The sequence below is a fragment of the Leeuwenhoekiella sp. ZYFB001 genome (genome assembly GCF_011784865.1).
In the GTDB taxonomy this organism is placed as follows: Bacteria; Bacteroidota; Bacteroidia; order Flavobacteriales; family Flavobacteriaceae; genus Leeuwenhoekiella; species Leeuwenhoekiella palythoae.
Genome location: NZ_CP050460.1, coordinates 1,603,344 through 1,619,591, shown reverse-complemented (window position 1 = coordinate 1,619,591; position 16,248 = coordinate 1,603,344). Strand labels below are relative to the sequence as shown.

At 41.5% G+C, this 16,248-nt stretch carries 12 protein-coding genes; 10 read left to right on the top strand and 2 right to left on the bottom strand.

Translation table 11 applies throughout. The features are described from left to right. Positions 1–49 precede the first annotated feature (49 nt). From HCN54_RS07150 to HCN54_RS07110, 9 genes are all read left to right on the top strand, one after another. Entirely contained in the window at positions 50–1,783 is a 1,734-nt protein-coding gene (locus HCN54_RS07150) for an FAD/NAD(P)-binding protein (protein ID WP_167597153.1), read from the top strand. 93 nt (positions 1,784–1,876) lie between these two features. Next, positions 1,877–3,415: a YifB family Mg chelatase-like AAA ATPase gene (locus HCN54_RS07145; RefSeq protein WP_167597152.1), complete on the top strand. Its 1,539-nt coding sequence runs from the start codon at positions 1,877–1,879 to the stop codon at positions 3,413–3,415. 155 nt (positions 3,416–3,570) lie between these two features. Beyond that, positions 3,571–6,441 (top strand): M16 family metallopeptidase, encoded by a 2,871-nt coding sequence (locus HCN54_RS07140; RefSeq protein WP_167597151.1) that lies wholly within the window; start codon positions 3,571–3,573, stop codon positions 6,439–6,441. Positions 6,442–6,681: 240 nt separating this feature from the next. After that, positions 6,682–7,905 (top strand): Nramp family divalent metal transporter, encoded by a 1,224-nt coding sequence (locus HCN54_RS07135; RefSeq protein WP_167597150.1) that lies wholly within the window; start codon positions 6,682–6,684, stop codon positions 7,903–7,905. Then, entirely contained in the window at positions 7,902–8,651 is a 750-nt protein-coding gene (gene pxpA, locus HCN54_RS07130; protein WP_167597149.1) for a 5-oxoprolinase subunit PxpA, read from the top strand. The genes HCN54_RS07135 and pxpA overlap by 4 nt, the downstream gene beginning before the upstream one ends. Further along, entirely contained in the window at positions 8,642–9,367 is a 726-nt protein-coding gene (gene pxpB / locus HCN54_RS07125) for a 5-oxoprolinase subunit PxpB (RefSeq protein ID WP_167597148.1), read from the top strand. Before pxpA ends, pxpB begins: the two co-directional genes overlap by 10 nt. Then, the gene (locus tag HCN54_RS07120; protein ID WP_167597147.1) at positions 9,360–10,229 is read left to right on the top strand and encodes a biotin-dependent carboxyltransferase family protein; all 870 of its coding nucleotides are present in this window, start codon (positions 9,360–9,362) and stop codon (positions 10,227–10,229) included. Before pxpB ends, HCN54_RS07120 begins: the two co-directional genes overlap by 8 nt. A gap of 148 nt (positions 10,230–10,377) precedes the next feature. Continuing rightward, positions 10,378–11,115 carry a toll/interleukin-1 receptor domain-containing protein gene (locus tag HCN54_RS07115; protein ID WP_167597146.1) on the top strand — a complete coding sequence of 246 codons (738 nt, stop codon included), beginning with the start codon at positions 10,378–10,380 and terminating at the stop codon, positions 11,113–11,115. Positions 11,116–11,296: 181 nt separating this feature from the next. After that, on the top strand, positions 11,297–11,488 hold the full coding sequence (locus tag HCN54_RS07110; RefSeq protein ID WP_167597145.1) for a hypothetical protein: 192 nt from the start codon (positions 11,297–11,299) through the stop codon (positions 11,486–11,488). 134 nt (positions 11,489–11,622) lie between these two features. Here the strand turns inward: HCN54_RS07110 and HCN54_RS07105 are convergent, their stop codons facing one another. Further along, positions 11,623–12,561 carry a hypothetical protein gene (locus tag HCN54_RS07105; RefSeq protein WP_167597144.1) on the bottom strand — a complete coding sequence of 313 codons (939 nt, stop codon included), beginning with the start codon at positions 12,559–12,561 and terminating at the stop codon, positions 11,623–11,625. Positions 12,562–12,669: 108 nt separating this feature from the next. Here HCN54_RS07105 and HCN54_RS07100 point away from each other — a divergent pair, with 108 nt between their 5' ends. Further along, positions 12,670–13,815, top strand: coding sequence for a cysteine desulfurase family protein (locus HCN54_RS07100; RefSeq protein WP_167597143.1), 1,146 nt, complete (start codon positions 12,670–12,672; stop codon positions 13,813–13,815). Here HCN54_RS07100 and HCN54_RS07095 read toward each other — a convergent pair. Beyond that, the gene (locus tag HCN54_RS07095) at positions 13,812–16,232 is read right to left on the bottom strand and encodes a carboxypeptidase-like regulatory domain-containing protein (protein ID WP_167598848.1); all 2,421 of its coding nucleotides are present in this window, start codon (positions 16,230–16,232) and stop codon (positions 13,812–13,814) included. The two genes, HCN54_RS07100 and HCN54_RS07095, sit on opposite strands and share 4 nt — an antisense overlap. Positions 16,233–16,248: the final 16 nt, after the last annotated feature.

The window sequence follows — 16,248 nt, the reverse complement described above, 5'->3', positions numbered from 1 at the left end:
AAGATTTATAGTTTTAATTTTAGGCATTAAGCTTTAAAACAAAAAATCTGTGTCAAAACCATATGCGATAGGTATTGTAGGAGTTGGTCCGCGTGGGCTGGCCGCGCTTGAAAGTCTTTTTTTAGTCAAAAGTAATAGCAAATCAAGCCTTGACTTACATGTCAAATTGTTTGAAGCTTCGCCCTATCCCGGGGCGGGTCAAATCTGGACGCCTGATCAAGTGGAGACCAATTTATCAAACATTCATGAACGTAATTTATCAAACGATCTGGCCGGTAGACCTGCAATAAATATCGGTGCTATTTTTATTCCTGAATTTCCAGGTTATGCAGATTGGCTGACTGATAGAAAAGATGCTCCGGCAAACGCATCAAAAGATCATTTTCCTGCGCGTTCTAAGTTGGGTATTTATTTATATGAACGATTTCTGACCATCTATGACGCTCTGAAGGGTCAAAATAGAGCTGAACTGTTTTCCGCTGAAATTGTTCAAATTGATGCTAACGAGCAAAGCGGAATTATTATTACCAAGGACGCTCAACAGCATACGGTTGATGAAATTGTACTTACCATTGGTCATCAGCCTACGTACGACTCTGAGCAGCTGCAATTATGGGATGCTCACGCCAAACATTATAACTTGAAACTGTATAAAGACCCTTATCCCGTGGGTGCTTTAGAAACCGATGCGATAACTCCTGAAACTAAAATCGCGCTGCGTGGTTTTGGCTTGTCTATGGTAGATCAGGTGAGAGCATTGAGTATAGGTTTTGGCGGAAGTTTTGTACCTATTGCTGATTCTGTTGAGCTCAACTATTTTCCTTCAGAGGAAGCGCCACGTGAATTGGTGGCTTTTTCTTTAAATGGTTTGCCACCGGTGCCTAAACCATTTTCGGGTGAAATTGATTCTTGGTTTAAACCTTTCGAAGAAGAATTAAAACTTCTCATTCAGGCAGTCGAACAAGCTGAAGCGAATGCATCAACTATCAGTGATGCTTCCTTCCTCATAGAAGCTATTGCGCAGATCACCAGTTCCGTTTACAAGAGACTGGGAAGCAAAGCGAGAGCCACAGATTTATCTGCTGATGACTTGACTGAATTGACCCTACAAGTGATCAAAAAGCCGGACTCCGAGCATACTTTATTGGTAAGCACTAAAAAAGATACGCTCGAGGCGATGCTATTGTACTTACATATGGCTTACGGCAAAACCGAAATTAGCTTGGATTACTGTTTAGGTCAGGTGTGGCGTTTTACTTTAGGAGTTTTGTATCACGATTACACGTATATGAATATTAGCGATGACGCAATGGTTGATGTGGTAAAGTACATTGAAGCCAGTAAACGTTATTCTTATGGCCCACCGGTAAAAAGCTTGCAGCAACTCATAGCTTTGGTAAAAGCCGGAGTTTTAAATCTTGATTTTGTAGCAGATCCTGAAATTAGCTTAGTGCCTGAAGGTTGGCAATTGCGCAAGGATGGAAAAACTATCGTGGTTCAGGTGATGGTTAATTCGGTAATCGATGCGCCGCAATTAGCCAAAGTGAGTAGTCCTTTAATAGCGCATCTCAGAACTGATAAACGCGTGGATGCGGTGAGCTATAAATTGGGATTACATACGTTAGAAGATGGTCGCATTATTAGTAAAGGCGGAAATACGCACCAAAATATAGCGTTGTTAGGCCGGCTGGCAAAAGGTAGTGTTGTGGGGGTAGATGACTTGATCGAATGCTTCGGAAAACCAGCTCGTAAGTGGGCCGAAGGTGTGCTGAATGGAAATTAGATTAGACAGATTGACATAAACCACTAAAAACCAGTAAACTAATTTCAAAAGTTGGAAATAATATTGTTTCTTTAGAAAACCAACTAAAAAATTATGCTTACAAAGGTTTATGGTTCAGCGGTTTTTGGCGTTGAGGCTTCTACAATTACGATCGAAGTAAATATTGACAAAGGCATTGGCTATCATTTGGTAGGACTGCCCGATAACGCGATTAGAGAAAGCAATTACCGCATTGCTGCGGCCCTTCAAAATAACGGTTTTAAAATTCCCGGAAAGAAAATCACGTTGAATATGGCGCCTGCCGATCTTCGCAAGGAAGGGAGCGCTTATGATCTTACACTCGCAATAGGTATACTTGCGGCAAGCGGACAAATAAAAGCAGAAAACCTAGAAGAATATATCATTATGGGCGAACTCTCGTTAGACGGAAGTTTGCAGCCCATTCGCGGCGCTTTACCTATTGCGATCAAAGCGCAGGAAGAAGGGTTTAAAAAGTTTTTACTGCCCAGTCAGAATGCCAAGGAAGCGGCGATAGTCAAAGATCTTGAGGTTTATGGGATAGATTCTATTGCACAGGTGATTGATCATTTTGATAATGATGCGCCTTTAGAACGCACAATTGTTGATACCCGTAACGAATTTTTCAACGCCTTAGAACATCCTGAATTTGATTTTAGTGATGTAAAAGGGCAGGAGTCTATAAAGCGGTGTATGGAGATCGCCGCAGCCGGTGGTCATAATATAATTTTAATTGGTCCACCGGGTGCGGGAAAAACGATGCTTGCAAAGCGTTTGCCTTCTATCTTACCGCCAATGACTTTGCGTGAAGCGCTTGAAACGACTAAAATACACAGTGTTTCGGGTAGAATGCGGGAGCACGTGGGCTTGATGGCACAACGACCTTTTAGAAGTCCGCATCACACGATTTCAGACGTCGCCCTCGTGGGCGGTGGGGCGTATCCACAACCGGGAGAGATCTCTCTGGCGCACAATGGTGTCCTTTTTTTAGATGAATTACCCGAATTTAAACGTACGGTTCTTGAAGTGATGCGGCAACCGCTGGAAGATCGCGAAGTCACGATTTCTCGTGCCAAGTTTACGGTGACCTATCCCAGTAGTTTTATGTTGGTCGCCAGTATGAATCCCAGTCCGGGTGGTTATTTTAACGATCCCAGTGCTCCGGTGAGCAGTACGCCAGCCGAAATGCAACGCTATTTGAGCAAAGTTTCCGGCCCTTTGTTAGATCGTATTGATATTCATATTGAAGTGACACCTGTGCCTTTTGATAAACTTTCTGAAGAGCGCAAAGCGGAAAGTAGTGTTGCGATCAGAAAACGAGTCACCGAAGCACGCAAATTACAAACGAGCCGATTTACCGAAATCGAAAGCATCAATTACAACGCGCAGATGGGCGTTAAACAAATTAGACAGCACTGCGCTTTAGATGATACTTCAAAAAACCTATTGAAAAACGCGATGGAAAAGCTTAATCTTTCTGCACGTGCCTATGATCGTATTCTTAAGGTTTCGCGCACCATTGCCGACTTAGATGCTTCAGAGCAGATACAAGCGCATCACATCACAGAAGCGATTCAGTATCGAAGCTTAGATCGTGATGGATGGTTGGGATAAGCGCTCAAACAAACTTAGTCATTCAATAAAATGCATCAGTTTTTTGATTTCGTTAAATAAACCCTAACAGTTTTGTAACTTAGGCTAAAATATTGCGTCTTTTCTAACAGTTTTAGGAATGCTAATCAATTTTATTAATCAAAAAACGAACATCTATGATTAAAACAAGATGGACACCAATGGCACTGATGCTGTCATTGTTTGTGGCAACTTTTGTTTCTTGTGACGACAAAAAAGCAGGAGATAAAGACGTCGCAGAGGCCAAACTATCAATCGATTATGAGAAGTACGAACTCGAGAATGGGTTAAACGTAGTACTTCATCAAGACAAAAGTGATCCTATTGTATCTGTAGCCATTCAGTACGGCGTAGGATCTAACCGCGAGAAAAAAGGGCGCACGGGATTTGCACACTTATTTGAGCATATGCTCTTTCAGGAATCAGAAAACGTTCCGCAAGATCAATTCTTTAAAACGATTCAAGATGCCGGTGGTACCTTAAATGGTGGTACTTGGCAAGATGGGACAGTGTATTATGAAGTGGTGCCTAACAACGCGTTGGAGACGGTATTGTGGCTAGAGTCTGACCGTATGGGCTTCCTGATCAATACCGTTACCGAGTCGGCTTTTGCGAATCAGCAAGAAGTGGTTCAGAATGAAAAACGTCAACGTGTGGATAACAATCCGTACGGGCACACCAGTTGGGTGATTGACAAGAATTTATTTCCTGATGGGCATCCGTACAGCTGGCAGGTCATTGGCGAACTTGAAGATCTACAAAACGCTACGGTAGAAGATGTAAAAGAATTCTACGATAAATTCTACGGTCCTAACAACGCTACACTAGTTATTGCCGGAGATTTTGAAGAAGGCAAAGCCAAAGAGTTGGTAGAAAAGTATTTCGGTGAAATTAAAAAACGGCAAGAAGTTGAGCCTTTACCCGTTCAGAACGTGACTTTAGACGAGACCAAGCGTTTTTATCACGAAGATAATTTTGCGACCGCACCGCAGCTGAATATGGTTTGGCCTACAGTTGAGCAATATACAGACGATGCGTATGCTTTAGACTTTTTAGGCGAAATTCTTTCAGACGGAAAAAAGGCACCATTATACCGCGTGCTGGTAGAGGATATGGAGTTGGCTTCACAACCTTACGCGTGGAATGGCTCTGATCAAATCGCAGGAAAATTCAGAATTTCGGTAACAGCAAATTCCGGCGTTGATTTGGACAGTGTAGAAACCGGAATCAACAAAGCATTTGCGCTGTTTGAAGAAGAAGGCGTGAAGGCCGGAGATATCGAGCGTATTAAAGCAGGTTTAGAAACTGATTTTTATAATGGCATTAGCAGTGTATTAGGTAAATCTTTCCAACTGGCGCAGTACGATGTGTTTACCGGAGATCCCGGATTTATCGAGGATGATATTGAGAATATCAAAGCGGTTACTGCAGAAGATGTAATGCGTGTTTATGAAAAATACGTAAAAGGCAAACCGTATGTAATGACCAGTTTTGTACCAAAAGGACAAATGGAGCTGATCGCTGAAAATTCAGAAAAAGCAGAAGTTGTTGAAGAAGAGATCACCGAAAATGTAGAAACCGAAATTGTTGATGCAGACGTTGAGATCGAGAAAACACCTTCTAAGTTTGATCGTTCGGTTGCACCTGCAATGGGTGAAACTCCTAAACTTAATATTCCGGATAGCTGGACAGCCGAATTGCCTAATGAGATGGAAGTATATGGGATTGTTCAAGACGAACTTCCGCTGGTAAACTTCAGCCTTGTGATCGAAGGAGGGCATTTATTAGATGATCTAAACAAAAATGGAGTGGCTAACTTGATGAGCGATATTCTTATGGAAGGTACAGCAACCAAAACTCCGTTAGAATTAGAAGAAGCTATTGACCGTCTTGGAGCGAGCATAAATATGTACACCACGGACGAATCTATTGTTTTAAGAGGAAATACGCTAGCGCGTAACTTTGATGCGACGATGGCTTTGGTTCAGGAAATTCTTCTAGAGCCACGTTGGGACGAGAAAGAATTTGCCCGTATTAAAACAAGCACCATCAACGGAATTAAGCGTTCTGATGCAAATCCTAATGTGATCGCAAATCGTGTGTACAGCAAACGTCTGTATGGAGAAAATCATCCATTGGCGTATTCTACTTCAGGAACTGTAGAGTCTGTTGAGGCGATCACGATGCAAGATTTAAAAGACTACTATAACAACTATTTTTCACCTAGTGTAAGTCGTTTCCACGTAGTGGGAGACATTAGTGAAAGTCAGGCTTTGGCTTCCTTAGAAGGTCTTAAAGAGAACTGGGAGGCTAAAGAAGTGACGATTCCGGAATTCCCGGTAGAGAACAACAGAGATAAAGCATCGCTTTATTTTGTAGATGTTCCTAATGCGAAGCAGTCAGTGATCAATATTGGTTATATCTCTATGCCACGTACCGATAAAGATTTCTATCCTGCTGAGGTGATGAATTACAAATTAGGAGGTTCGTTCAGCGGTAATGTAAACCTGGTACTTCGTGAAGAAAAAGGATATACGTATGGTGCACGTTCTGGATTCAGCGGAAGTAAAATTCCCGGTACGTTTACAGCATCTTCTTCTGTACGAACCAACACCACCGGTGAATCAGTTTCGATCTTTAGAGATGAAATTCAGAAATATAAAGACGGGATTTCACCCGAAGATCTTGAGTTTACTAAAAACGCTTTGATCAAGTCTAATGCGCGTCGTTTTGAAACTCAAGGTTCGCTTTTAGGAATGTTACAAGAGCGTAGTGCTTACGACCTAGATCCTAACTATATTGAGAATGAAGAAGCAACGATCAAGAATATGACCTTAGAGCAGCACAAAGCTTTAGCCAATAAATACTTGGATGAGTCTAAAATGGCGTACTTGGTTGTTGGGGATGCGGCAACGCAGTATCAGCAATTTAAAGATATGGGCTTTGACGAAGTAATGCTTCTCGACAAAGAGGGGAATGAAGTTAAGCTTGAAGAAATAAAGGAGTAAACCTTCTATAATTACTTTAATTAGAACCCGCTAAGGCCAGGCTTTAGCGGGTTTTATTTTGTCCTGCATCAAAGATTCTCGTTAGTGTTAGCCAGACATCTGTTAGCAAAATTATCGTTGAAGTTAAGAGGAGTATTCAATTTCTTTATCTGCTAGCCTAGTATTATGGTTTTCACTTTAGCCAAAGGTTTGTGCCGAAATCAAAACAGATGTTTTTATATTTAGGATTTAACAAGATCTATGCGAAATCCTTTTAAGAACATTGGCCCCGGCGCTTTAGTGGCAGCGGCGTTTATCGGCCCCGGTACGGTGACCGTTTGTACCCTTGCTGGCATTCAGTTTGGTTTTAGCCTGTTGTGGGCGATGACCTTATCCATCATTGCGACCATTATTCTACAGGAAACCGCTTCCCGTATTGGTTTGATTTCGCAAAAAAGCCTGTCGCAAGTACTGCGTGATGAACTGCCCGGCGGTATTCTTAGAAAAACGGTTTTAGGTCTTGTTTTGGCAGCTATAGTCGTAGGTAACGCAGCCTATGAAGGCGGAAATATAAGCGGTGGCGTTTTAGGACTTCAGGCTTTAGGAAGCCCCGGCACTCTTGAAGTTGCGGGATATGCTATAAACGGATACAGTTTACTTATAGGAGCTATTGCCTTTATTCTGCTTTACATAGGAAACTACAAAGTGCTTGAAAAAGTCTTTCTACTTCTGGTAATCTTGATGAGCTTATCTTTTGTGATCACTGCGATACTCACAGGTCCTCAACTCCTAACGGTGCTCAAAGGAGCCCTGATTCCGCAATTTCCTGACGGAAGTATTCTAATGATCGTTGCATTGGTAGGAACTACAGTAGTGCCGTATAATTTGTTTTTACACGCTTCTTTGGTCAATCAAAAATGGAAGGATACATCTGAACTTTCCGCAGCAAAAAAAGATACGATTGTTGCAGTGATCTTAGGCGGACTCGTATCTATGAGTGTGATCATTGCTGCTGCAGCTTTAAGCGGACAAGAAGTAGATGGCGCCAGCGGACTCGCACAAAGCTTAGAACCGCTTTACGGCAGCGCTGCGCGGTATTGTATAGGATTAGGACTCTTTGCCGCCGGAATCACTTCTGCGATCACAGCACCGCTTGCAGCGGCTTATGTGGCGCAAGGATGCCTCAATCTGGGAGGTGATCTCAAATCACGAAATTTCAGATTGGTTTGGATACTCGTTTTAGTACTCGGCGTGGGCGTGGCTACTTTTGGAATTAAACCTATTGAGATCATTCAGTTTGCGCAGGTGGCAAACGGTATTCTTTTACCCGTAATTGCTGGAATCTTGATCTGGTTGGCCAATCGCAGTACGCTTTTAGGAAGCTACCAGAACTCCAAGCTGAAAAATGTAATAAGCGTGTGCATCTTGATCGTAACCCTTATATTAGGAGCGCGTGCAATTCTAAGCGTTTTTGGACTTTTATGAGAACAAGTATCGATCTTAACTGTGATTTAGGTGAGGGTATTGGCAATGAAGCCGCATTGATGCCGCTTATCAGTTCGTGCAACCTGGCTTGCGGCGGGCACGCCGGTGATCTAGAAACTATAGACCAAGTGGTTCAGCTTGGAAAACAGCACAAGGTTGGAGTAGGAGCGCACCCTTCTTTTCCTGATCGGGAGCATTTTGGGCGGAAGGAAATGCAGCTTTCGTTTAAAGAACTTAAAGATTCTGTTTTAGAACAAATTGCCAGAGTGAATCAAGCGTGTTTGAAACATCAAGTGCCCTTGCATCACATCAAAGCACACGGCGCCTTGTATAATCTGTGTGCTCAAAAAATGGAATATGCTGAATTTCTGACGGAAGTTTTGGCTGAAGCCTATCCTAAAATCCCGGTATATGTACCTTTTGATTCTGAAATGACCCGTGCGGCAACAGGAAAACTGAAGTTGCTTTTTGAAGCATTTGCCGATCGTAATTATGAACCTGACGGAAGCTTGGTCTCTCGTCAAAAAGACCACGCGGTGATCATCGATGAAAATACCTTGATCAACCACGTTTTACGTATGGTTCAACACAACGAAATTAAGACTCTTGACGGTGGTATTTTGAAAGTGAAAATTGATACCATTTGTGTTCACGGCGACACGCCAAAAGCAGTGGAATTGCTTCAGCTTTTGAATCAAAAATTAGACGACAATCAGATTAAAAAAACTACCGTATCGTGCACGTAAAACCCGGAATAAACAGACTTGGTGAACAGGCGATACTCCTGCAATGGGACTTTAAAATTTCGCCTAAAAACTTGAAATTTCTGCTTTCAATAAAAAAATACATCGCATCAAATATAGTTAAACATAAAGTTGAAATAACAAATACATACAACTCAATATTAATAAATTACGTTAATTCAATAGAATTTGTTTATAGCGATTTTGAGCGCTTAAAAACGCTTGATTTTCAAAATATACCACTCGAGACTGTCGCTTCAAAACTGTATCGGGTGCCGGTATGTTATGATGCTGAATTTGGTCTCGACCTTGAGTTGTTGGCAAAGGAAAAATCCTTGACGATTGACGAAGTCATCAGCTTGCATACTGCCCCGGAATACACGCTTTATTTCATAGGCTTCTTACCCGGATTTTTATACCTCGGCGGAATGGACGAGCGCCTCATAATGCCACGTAAATCTGAGCCGCGCGCATCGGTTTTAAAAGGTGCAGTGGGCATCGCCGAAAACCAAACCGGAATCTACCCAAACAGCAGTCCGGCGGGATGGCAAATTATCGGGAATTGCCCGGTAGCTTTATTCGATCCTAAAAGCGAACCACCCTGTCCGTTTGCGCCGGGAGATCGCATTCAGTTCTATTCGGTTTCTAAGACGAGGTATGACGAAATTCAACAGGAAGTTCAAGCAAGAACCTATCAATTAACTCCAACTCATGGCTAACATACACGTACTACGACCAGGTTTTTATACCACCCTTCAAGATACCGGAAGACACGGCGTGGCGCAGTATGGTGTGCCACAAAGCGGGGTGATGGATTCGTTCTCTGCCGGAAAAGCCAATTTGTTACTTAATAATGATCCCAACGCTGCTGTGCTCGAAATCCTGATGAACGGTCCGGTATTGGAGTTCACCAGCGAAACCTATATTGCGGTTTGCGGAGCACAATTTGATATTTTACTCAACGACCAAACCATAAGCTTAGCTAAACGCTATCGCGTACAAAAAGGTGACGTGCTCAAATTTGGCAGACTTCACAAAGGTTTACGAGCCTATCTTGCCGTTTCCGGAGGTTTTCAAACCGAAAGCGTATTGGGTAGCCGAAGTCAGTATCCCGGCCTTACAACGGCTGCTAAGCTTGAAAAAGAGATGTCTTTGGCTATTGCTGATGAAGTAGTAACGGCTAAAGCCTTATCTCGTGTGAATTTTGAAGACACCCAGCTTTGGGGTCCCGCAATAGAAGCCTATCCCGGGCCGGAGTTTGAGCTGTTGAGCACCGAGGAGCAACAACAGCTTTTTGAGAGGTCATTTACGCTGAGTTCTAAGAGTAACCGGATGGCGATCCCATTTGAAAACACTTTTAATAATACATTGAAAGGCATCACTACGGGGCCGGTTTTACCGGGAACGGTGCAACTTACCCCAAACGGAAGCCTTATCGCGTTGATGCGGGACTGTCAGGTTTCCGGAGGCTATCCCAGAGTGTTACAGTTGAGCGCATTTGGTATTTGCCAACTCGCTCAAAAACGACCCGGAGAAGCCGTTTCGTTTAAACGCAAAACGCTTAAAAACCAGTTTGTTTAAGCTGCTTTAGATTTTAATCATATAGCTTATTATAACGCTAACAAAAATCCCAAATCGCCAAGAAAAAGTGTAGGTGTCCCGTAAATTTTGAGGGGATATTGATATATTTAGTTTTGATATAACAAGTTGTGTGTAATTTAAAAGAACTATGAGTATACCTAAAGTATTTGTTTCATATTCTCACGATAGTTTAGACCATAAGAAATGGGTTAATGAACTAGCGACAAAAATGAGAAATAATGGAATAGACGCCATTCTTGACCAATGGGACTTGATGCCAGGTGGAGATTTACCGCATTTTATGGAAACAAATCTTGAAAATTCCGATTATATCTTAATGATTTGTTCTGAAGTTTATGTAAAAAAAGCAAATGAAGGAAAAGGTGGTGTTGGATATGAAAAAATGATTATAACCTCAAACTTACTACAGAATATAGACCAGAATAAAATTATTCCGATAATTAGACAATCAGGAACTTCAGTGATTCCGACTTTTTTGAAAACAAAACTTTATTTAGACTTTTCAAAAAGCTCTCAATTTGAATACAGCTTTGATGAACTAATAAGGACTGTCCACAACAGTCCATTATTAAAAAAACCGAAAGTTGGTAATAATCCATTTAAAACCGAAAGTCCATTGTTGGAAAAAAAATCAAATGATGGTATGTTGGAATTAATATCAATTTTGGTAAAATATTTTAACTATTCGACTGACAATTATGCTTACTATGCCAATGTTCTTAAAGAGTCTAGCTTATCTAGAATATACTTAGATTTATTAATTAGTGAAGCAGTAGACCACGGTTATATAACTTTGGATTCTGATGGCGATATATACTTGACAGACAAAGGAAAGCATTATGCAATTGAAAATGATTTGGCTTAAAAAACTACACACAACAATGAATCCTATGAAAAGCCCTAGACTAGACTAGACCATTTGTTTAAAAGTCACTCACTGATGACAGGTGTGTAGCATTGACCTTAAAAAATAGTTTTATAATAACTTAGGAATAAGATATTGAAAACGAGTTTATTGATTTTTTTAGGAAGCTAAATCATTGGTAATGAAGCTTAAAAATGATCTAGAAACTATTGAGGTTAATGGTATCGTTCAGAATGATTTTAATTTTGGGAATTTAGCAGATTTCGTAGGAGGAACACCGAGTAGAATGCGTTTGAAGATAAGAGCTTTTGATCTAGATAAAGTAAAACCAATTTTAGAAGAATTTATCAGTCAAGAGCATTTAAGTGAATAATTACTATTGCTACAATAGAAAAATTAGCTCCTTTCTAGTGGATTAATAAAAGTCTTTACCAAACTCGTTTAAAAACAGAAAGCCGAGTATTTATACTCGGCTTTCTGTTTTTTTTATAATATTGATTCTTTTACCTACTCAGGAAACTCAGGTGTTACTTGCGTTGTTTCACTTGGAGCGCTATATTCTCCAAATAATAATTCTTCCTGTCTGATGGTTGCTTCTCCGTTTTGAGAAATAAAGACCAGATCTGTCAAGTTGATGGTGAGTGTGATATTATTTAGGTTATACGTATGCTCTCTAAATGCATTTACATTATAATCTATAGCGATGTTATCATTTAAATAATCAGGGCCAATAGATACATCAGTTACATCATTGTTAGGATTGAGATCACGGTCAACATCTTCATTAATGGTAAGCACACCATCGCCGTCGTCATCAGGATCCATAAAGTTAGGGATGCCGTCACCGTCGGTGTCCAGCGATTCTTCCATATTGATCGAGTTATCCTCATTTAACACCACACCTTCTTGGTTGGTGGGTACATTATCACCATCATCGTCAAAATCATAATAGTTTGGGATTCCGTCGCCGTCAAGATCAGTCTCCCCGTTTAAAGTCATTTCAAACTCGGCATCGATATCATCGTCATCATCATACTCCCCTTCGGTTACAATGGTAACGGTTCCTTCTGCACTTATGTATTCTTCAGTAACGCTAGGTTGAGAAGGTGGTACTTCATTACAGAAATAGTCTGAAGTCACGGGATTATTAAAGATGCGGTACGATACAAACGTGTTAGAGCTGCTTCCTAAGTTAAAGGTATACGCCGTTTCGTTACTTAACTCGGTTAAAATTGGTTCGTCTGTACTTATTCTAAAAGCGATCGCCTCGTTAGTGTCAGAGTTGATCTTATAAAAGATATAATTTACGGTCTCTGATTCGGTATCATCTACAGTAGAACAATAATCTACATCTTGTTCAGAAAAATCAAAAGAAGAAACGATAATATCACCGTCATCACAAGAATTTAAGGCGATTAAACTAAAGAGAAGCAGTATCTTTTTCATAAGAGCAATACACGATTTTGGGCAAAAATAACAGAAATGCATTTTACTAACGGTTAAGCGGACTAAATAATTTTATTCTATTTAATTTTGTGCCTCTAAATTGTAAAAATGTCACAGGTTTATTTTGATAATGCGGCAACCACCGCTATTCGTCCCGAAGTATTAGAGCGTATGATCGAAGTGATGCGTGAAGTGCCGGGCAATCCTTCATCAACTCACGCTGTTGGGCGCAAAGCAAAGTCAATTATAGAGCAAGCGCGTAAAACCATTGCTAATTATCTGCACGTAACTCCGGGTGAGATCGTTTTTACTTCTGGTGGTACCGAAGCTGATAACCTGATCATCAACAGCGCTGTGCGCGATCTTGGGGTACGTCACATTATCACAAGTCCTATCGAGCACCATGCGGTAATTCACGTGGTTGAGCATCTACAACTCGCTTATGACATTAAGGTTTCTATGGTGGGCATCAAAGAGTGCGGAAGCGTAGATCTTGATCATCTTACAGAGCTGCTTGCGGGCACTGAGGAGAAAACATTAGTAAGCCTAATGCACATAAATAATGAGATCGGTAATATGCTAGATCTTGAGGCGGTGGCTAAACTGGCTAAAGAACATAATGCGTTATTTCATAGTGATATGGTGCAGTCTGTGGGGCATTTTGATCTTAATTTAAGCGAAATACCTGTAGATTTTATCGCTGCAGCCGCACATAAATTTCACGGACCCAAAGGCGTAGGTTTTGCTTTTCTTCGGAAAAATTCTAAGGTAAAATCTTTGATCTTTGGTGGTGGTCAGGAGCGTGGAAGCCGCGCAGGAACTGAGCCGGTACACAACATCGCAGGTATGGAAACCGCACTGATCAAAGCACAGGAAAACCTCGCAGAAGAGCGTGCGTATATCGAAAAATTGAAGTGGTATTTTAAAGAGCAATTAGAAGTACATATTCCTGATGTGCATTTTAATGGAAATTGTCACGATGGTTCAAAAAGCACGTACACCTTGCTTAATGTGTGTCTTCCGGTACCTGAAGATAAAGCCTTGATGCTTTTATTTCAATTGGATTTAAAGGGAATTGCGTGTTCTAAAGGTAGTGCTTGCCAGAGTGGAAGCGATCAAGGCAGTCACGTGCTCAACGCATTCTTAACAGAAGACAAGCTGAAAAAACCCAGCATACGTTTTTCTTTTTCCCACGAAAACACCAAAGAAGAGGTTGATTATGTCGTGGCTACGTTAAAAGATTTTATCGCTTAAAAACGCGCGCTCAGCCGAATATTAAAAACCCGAGGCGTCAAATAATTAGGGACAGCATATTGCTGGCGGGTGGCAGCGTCTCGTACAAAAGTGTTCGTGATGCTGTTCTGACGGTCAAAAATGTTGAAGATCTCAATACCTGTACTCAGCTCTTTTATAAAGCTGTTACGTAACGAACTCCGCTCTGAATTGATGATCGTATATAAAAAACCAACATCAGACCTGAAGTAAAAAGGCAAGCGGGTCTGGTACAGGTAAGGATCTGCATAACTGGGAGAACCTCCCGGCAAACCGGTTTGATACACCATTTTTAAATACAATTTCATATCCGGAATACGCGGCACGTAGTCTTGAAACAGAAAAGCCATTTTAAAACGCTGATCGGTAGGTCTGGCGATATAGCCCCGATCTTGGATGTTTTCTTCAGTTTTTAATAACCCGAGACTGATCCAACTGTCAGTTCCTGGAACAAATTCACCCGATAGCCGAACATCTAATCCATACGCATAAGCTTCCGCATCGTTTGCTGCCCGATACCTGATACGTACATTTTCTAAGGTATACGTATTTACGTTGTCTAAACTTTTAAAATAGGCTTCAGAGGTCAGCGTAAAAGGACGTCCCCACATATCAAAACTCCAGTCGTTTCCTAGCACCAGATGCACACTGCGCTGTGCTTCAACATCAGGAACTACCTGTCCTTGATCATCACGCAGTTCGCGGTAGAAGGGAGGTTGGTGGTAAATTCCTGCTGCAAGTCTAAAAAGCATATCGCTTTTCCAATTCGGCTTTAAACTGAATTGCCCCCGCGGACTAACCACTTGCTGTGAAGTCGAAGCAATACCTAAACCACTCACCGTCCAGAATTGACTACGAATACCGGCATTAAACCAAGCCTTTGCAGAAGACCAATTAATTCGTTTAGAATATTGTAAATAGCCCATCACGCGATCGATACTCACGCTGTTTTGAGCCCTTCTAGAAGTAAATGGCGCCAGAGGCGCATCAAAGGGTTCATAAGGTTGCTCATTGACAAATTCTTCCAACGGCGGTCTCACAGAAAAACCGGCAGAGTCAATGATCTCGTATTCTTGCAAGCGGTCTCTGATATTTTCGTGTGCATATTTTAATCCCCAATCCAGCTGATGTTCATCTTTAATAAATTGGCCTTTATGCTGTAGGTTGAAAATGAGCGCATCCAGATCATTGCGGGCGTGGGTGAGTTGTGCACCTATTGCTCGGATAAAATCAACTTCGCCTGCATTTGCATTGCCAATTGTGGTATTAGGTGTTCCCAGAGCGTATTGTGCGGCGATATCATAATGTTCTTGTTCTTGGGTGTGATATGCAGAGGCAGTGAATTTTAAGTCTAACTGTTCGTTAGGTTGATAGGTAGAAGAGAGCGCTCCAAAATAGGTTTCGTAACGATCCTGTTCCTGACCATTGTAAACGACGACTAAAGCAACAGGATCTGCAAGCGTACCAAAGTTGGTCTGCCGGGTTTGTGGCTCATAATTATAGCCGTTCACGGCTACCGTTCCTAAAAAATCAATACTGAATTTTGGATTAAATGTATAGGTCAGATACGTTTGTAGGTCGGTAAATCTAGGTCTGTAATTGGTTTGTGTTTGTTTAGCGTCAACCAGCAAACTATTGTCCCAATATCGCGCACCGCCAATAGCCGTAAACTTTTTATTCTTACTAATTCCTTCTGCGGATATACTTGCACCAAGGAGACTTACATCTACCGAAGCTGCAAATTCTACCGGTCGTTTATAGGTAATATCAAGTACTGATGAAAGCTTGTCGCCATATTTTGCCTGAAAACCTCCTGCACTAAAATCTATATCGCGCACAAGATTGGGGTTGATGATGCTTAAGCCTTCTTGCTGTCCTGATCGAATCAGAAAAGGGCGATATACTTCGATATCATTAATATAAACAAGGTTTTCATCATAGTTTCCGCCACGTACCGCATATTGCGTGCTCAGTTCGTTATTGCTGCTCACGCCGGGCAGTGCCTGAAGTAAATTTTCTATACCCGGATTTGCTCCTGGAATTTTACGTACCGTTTCGGGAGTAAGACTGGTGATTCCGCTGAGTTGATCAGTAGTATTGGCAGTGATCACCACATCACTTATTTGTTCGACCTTAGCATTCAAAACAGGATTGAATTCAACCATTTCGTTTTCTTTCAGATTAAATTGCACCTTGATCGCTTTATAAGCGATATGAGAAAAGCTAAGTTGAATTGTTTTTTCCGCAGGAATGCTCAAAGTATAAAAGCCCGATTCGTCCGTTTGCGTTCCGCCACCAGACCACGTTATGTTAACGCCACTTTGAGGAACTTGCTGTTCATTAAAAACCACTCCGCGTACGATCGCTTGCTGAGCCATCCCGGAAACGGATAGCAACATACAAAGCACGCAAAAA

Bases quoted from the DNA above. Each gene is read 5' to 3' on its own strand.
- HCN54_RS07145 (WP_167597152.1), top strand. From the start codon at position 1,877: ATGCTTACAAAGGTTTATGGTTCAGCGGTTTTTGGCGTTGAGGCTTCT.
- HCN54_RS07140 (WP_167597151.1), top strand. From the start codon at position 3,571: ATGATTAAAACAAGATGGACACCAATGGCACTGATGCTGTCATTGTTT.
- HCN54_RS07135 (WP_167597150.1), top strand. From the start codon at position 6,682: ATGCGAAATCCTTTTAAGAACATTGGCCCCGGCGCTTTAGTGGCAGCG.
- pxpA (WP_167597149.1), top strand. From the start codon at position 7,902: ATGAGAACAAGTATCGATCTTAACTGTGATTTAGGTGAGGGTATTGGC.
- HCN54_RS07120 (WP_167597147.1), top strand. From the start codon at position 9,360: ATGGCTAACATACACGTACTACGACCAGGTTTTTATACCACCCTTCAA.
- HCN54_RS07115 (WP_167597146.1), top strand. From the start codon at position 10,378: ATGAGTATACCTAAAGTATTTGTTTCATATTCTCACGATAGTTTAGAC.
- HCN54_RS07110 (WP_167597145.1), top strand. From the start codon at position 11,297: ATGAAGCTTAAAAATGATCTAGAAACTATTGAGGTTAATGGTATCGTT.
- HCN54_RS07105 (WP_167597144.1), bottom strand. From the start codon at position 12,561: ATGAAAAAGATACTGCTTCTCTTTAGTTTAATCGCCTTAAATTCTTGT.
- HCN54_RS07100 (WP_167597143.1), top strand. From the start codon at position 12,670: ATGTCACAGGTTTATTTTGATAATGCGGCAACCACCGCTATTCGTCCC.
- HCN54_RS07095 (WP_167598848.1), bottom strand. From the start codon at position 16,232: ATGTTGCTATCCGTTTCCGGGATGGCTCAGCAAGCGATCGTACGCGGA.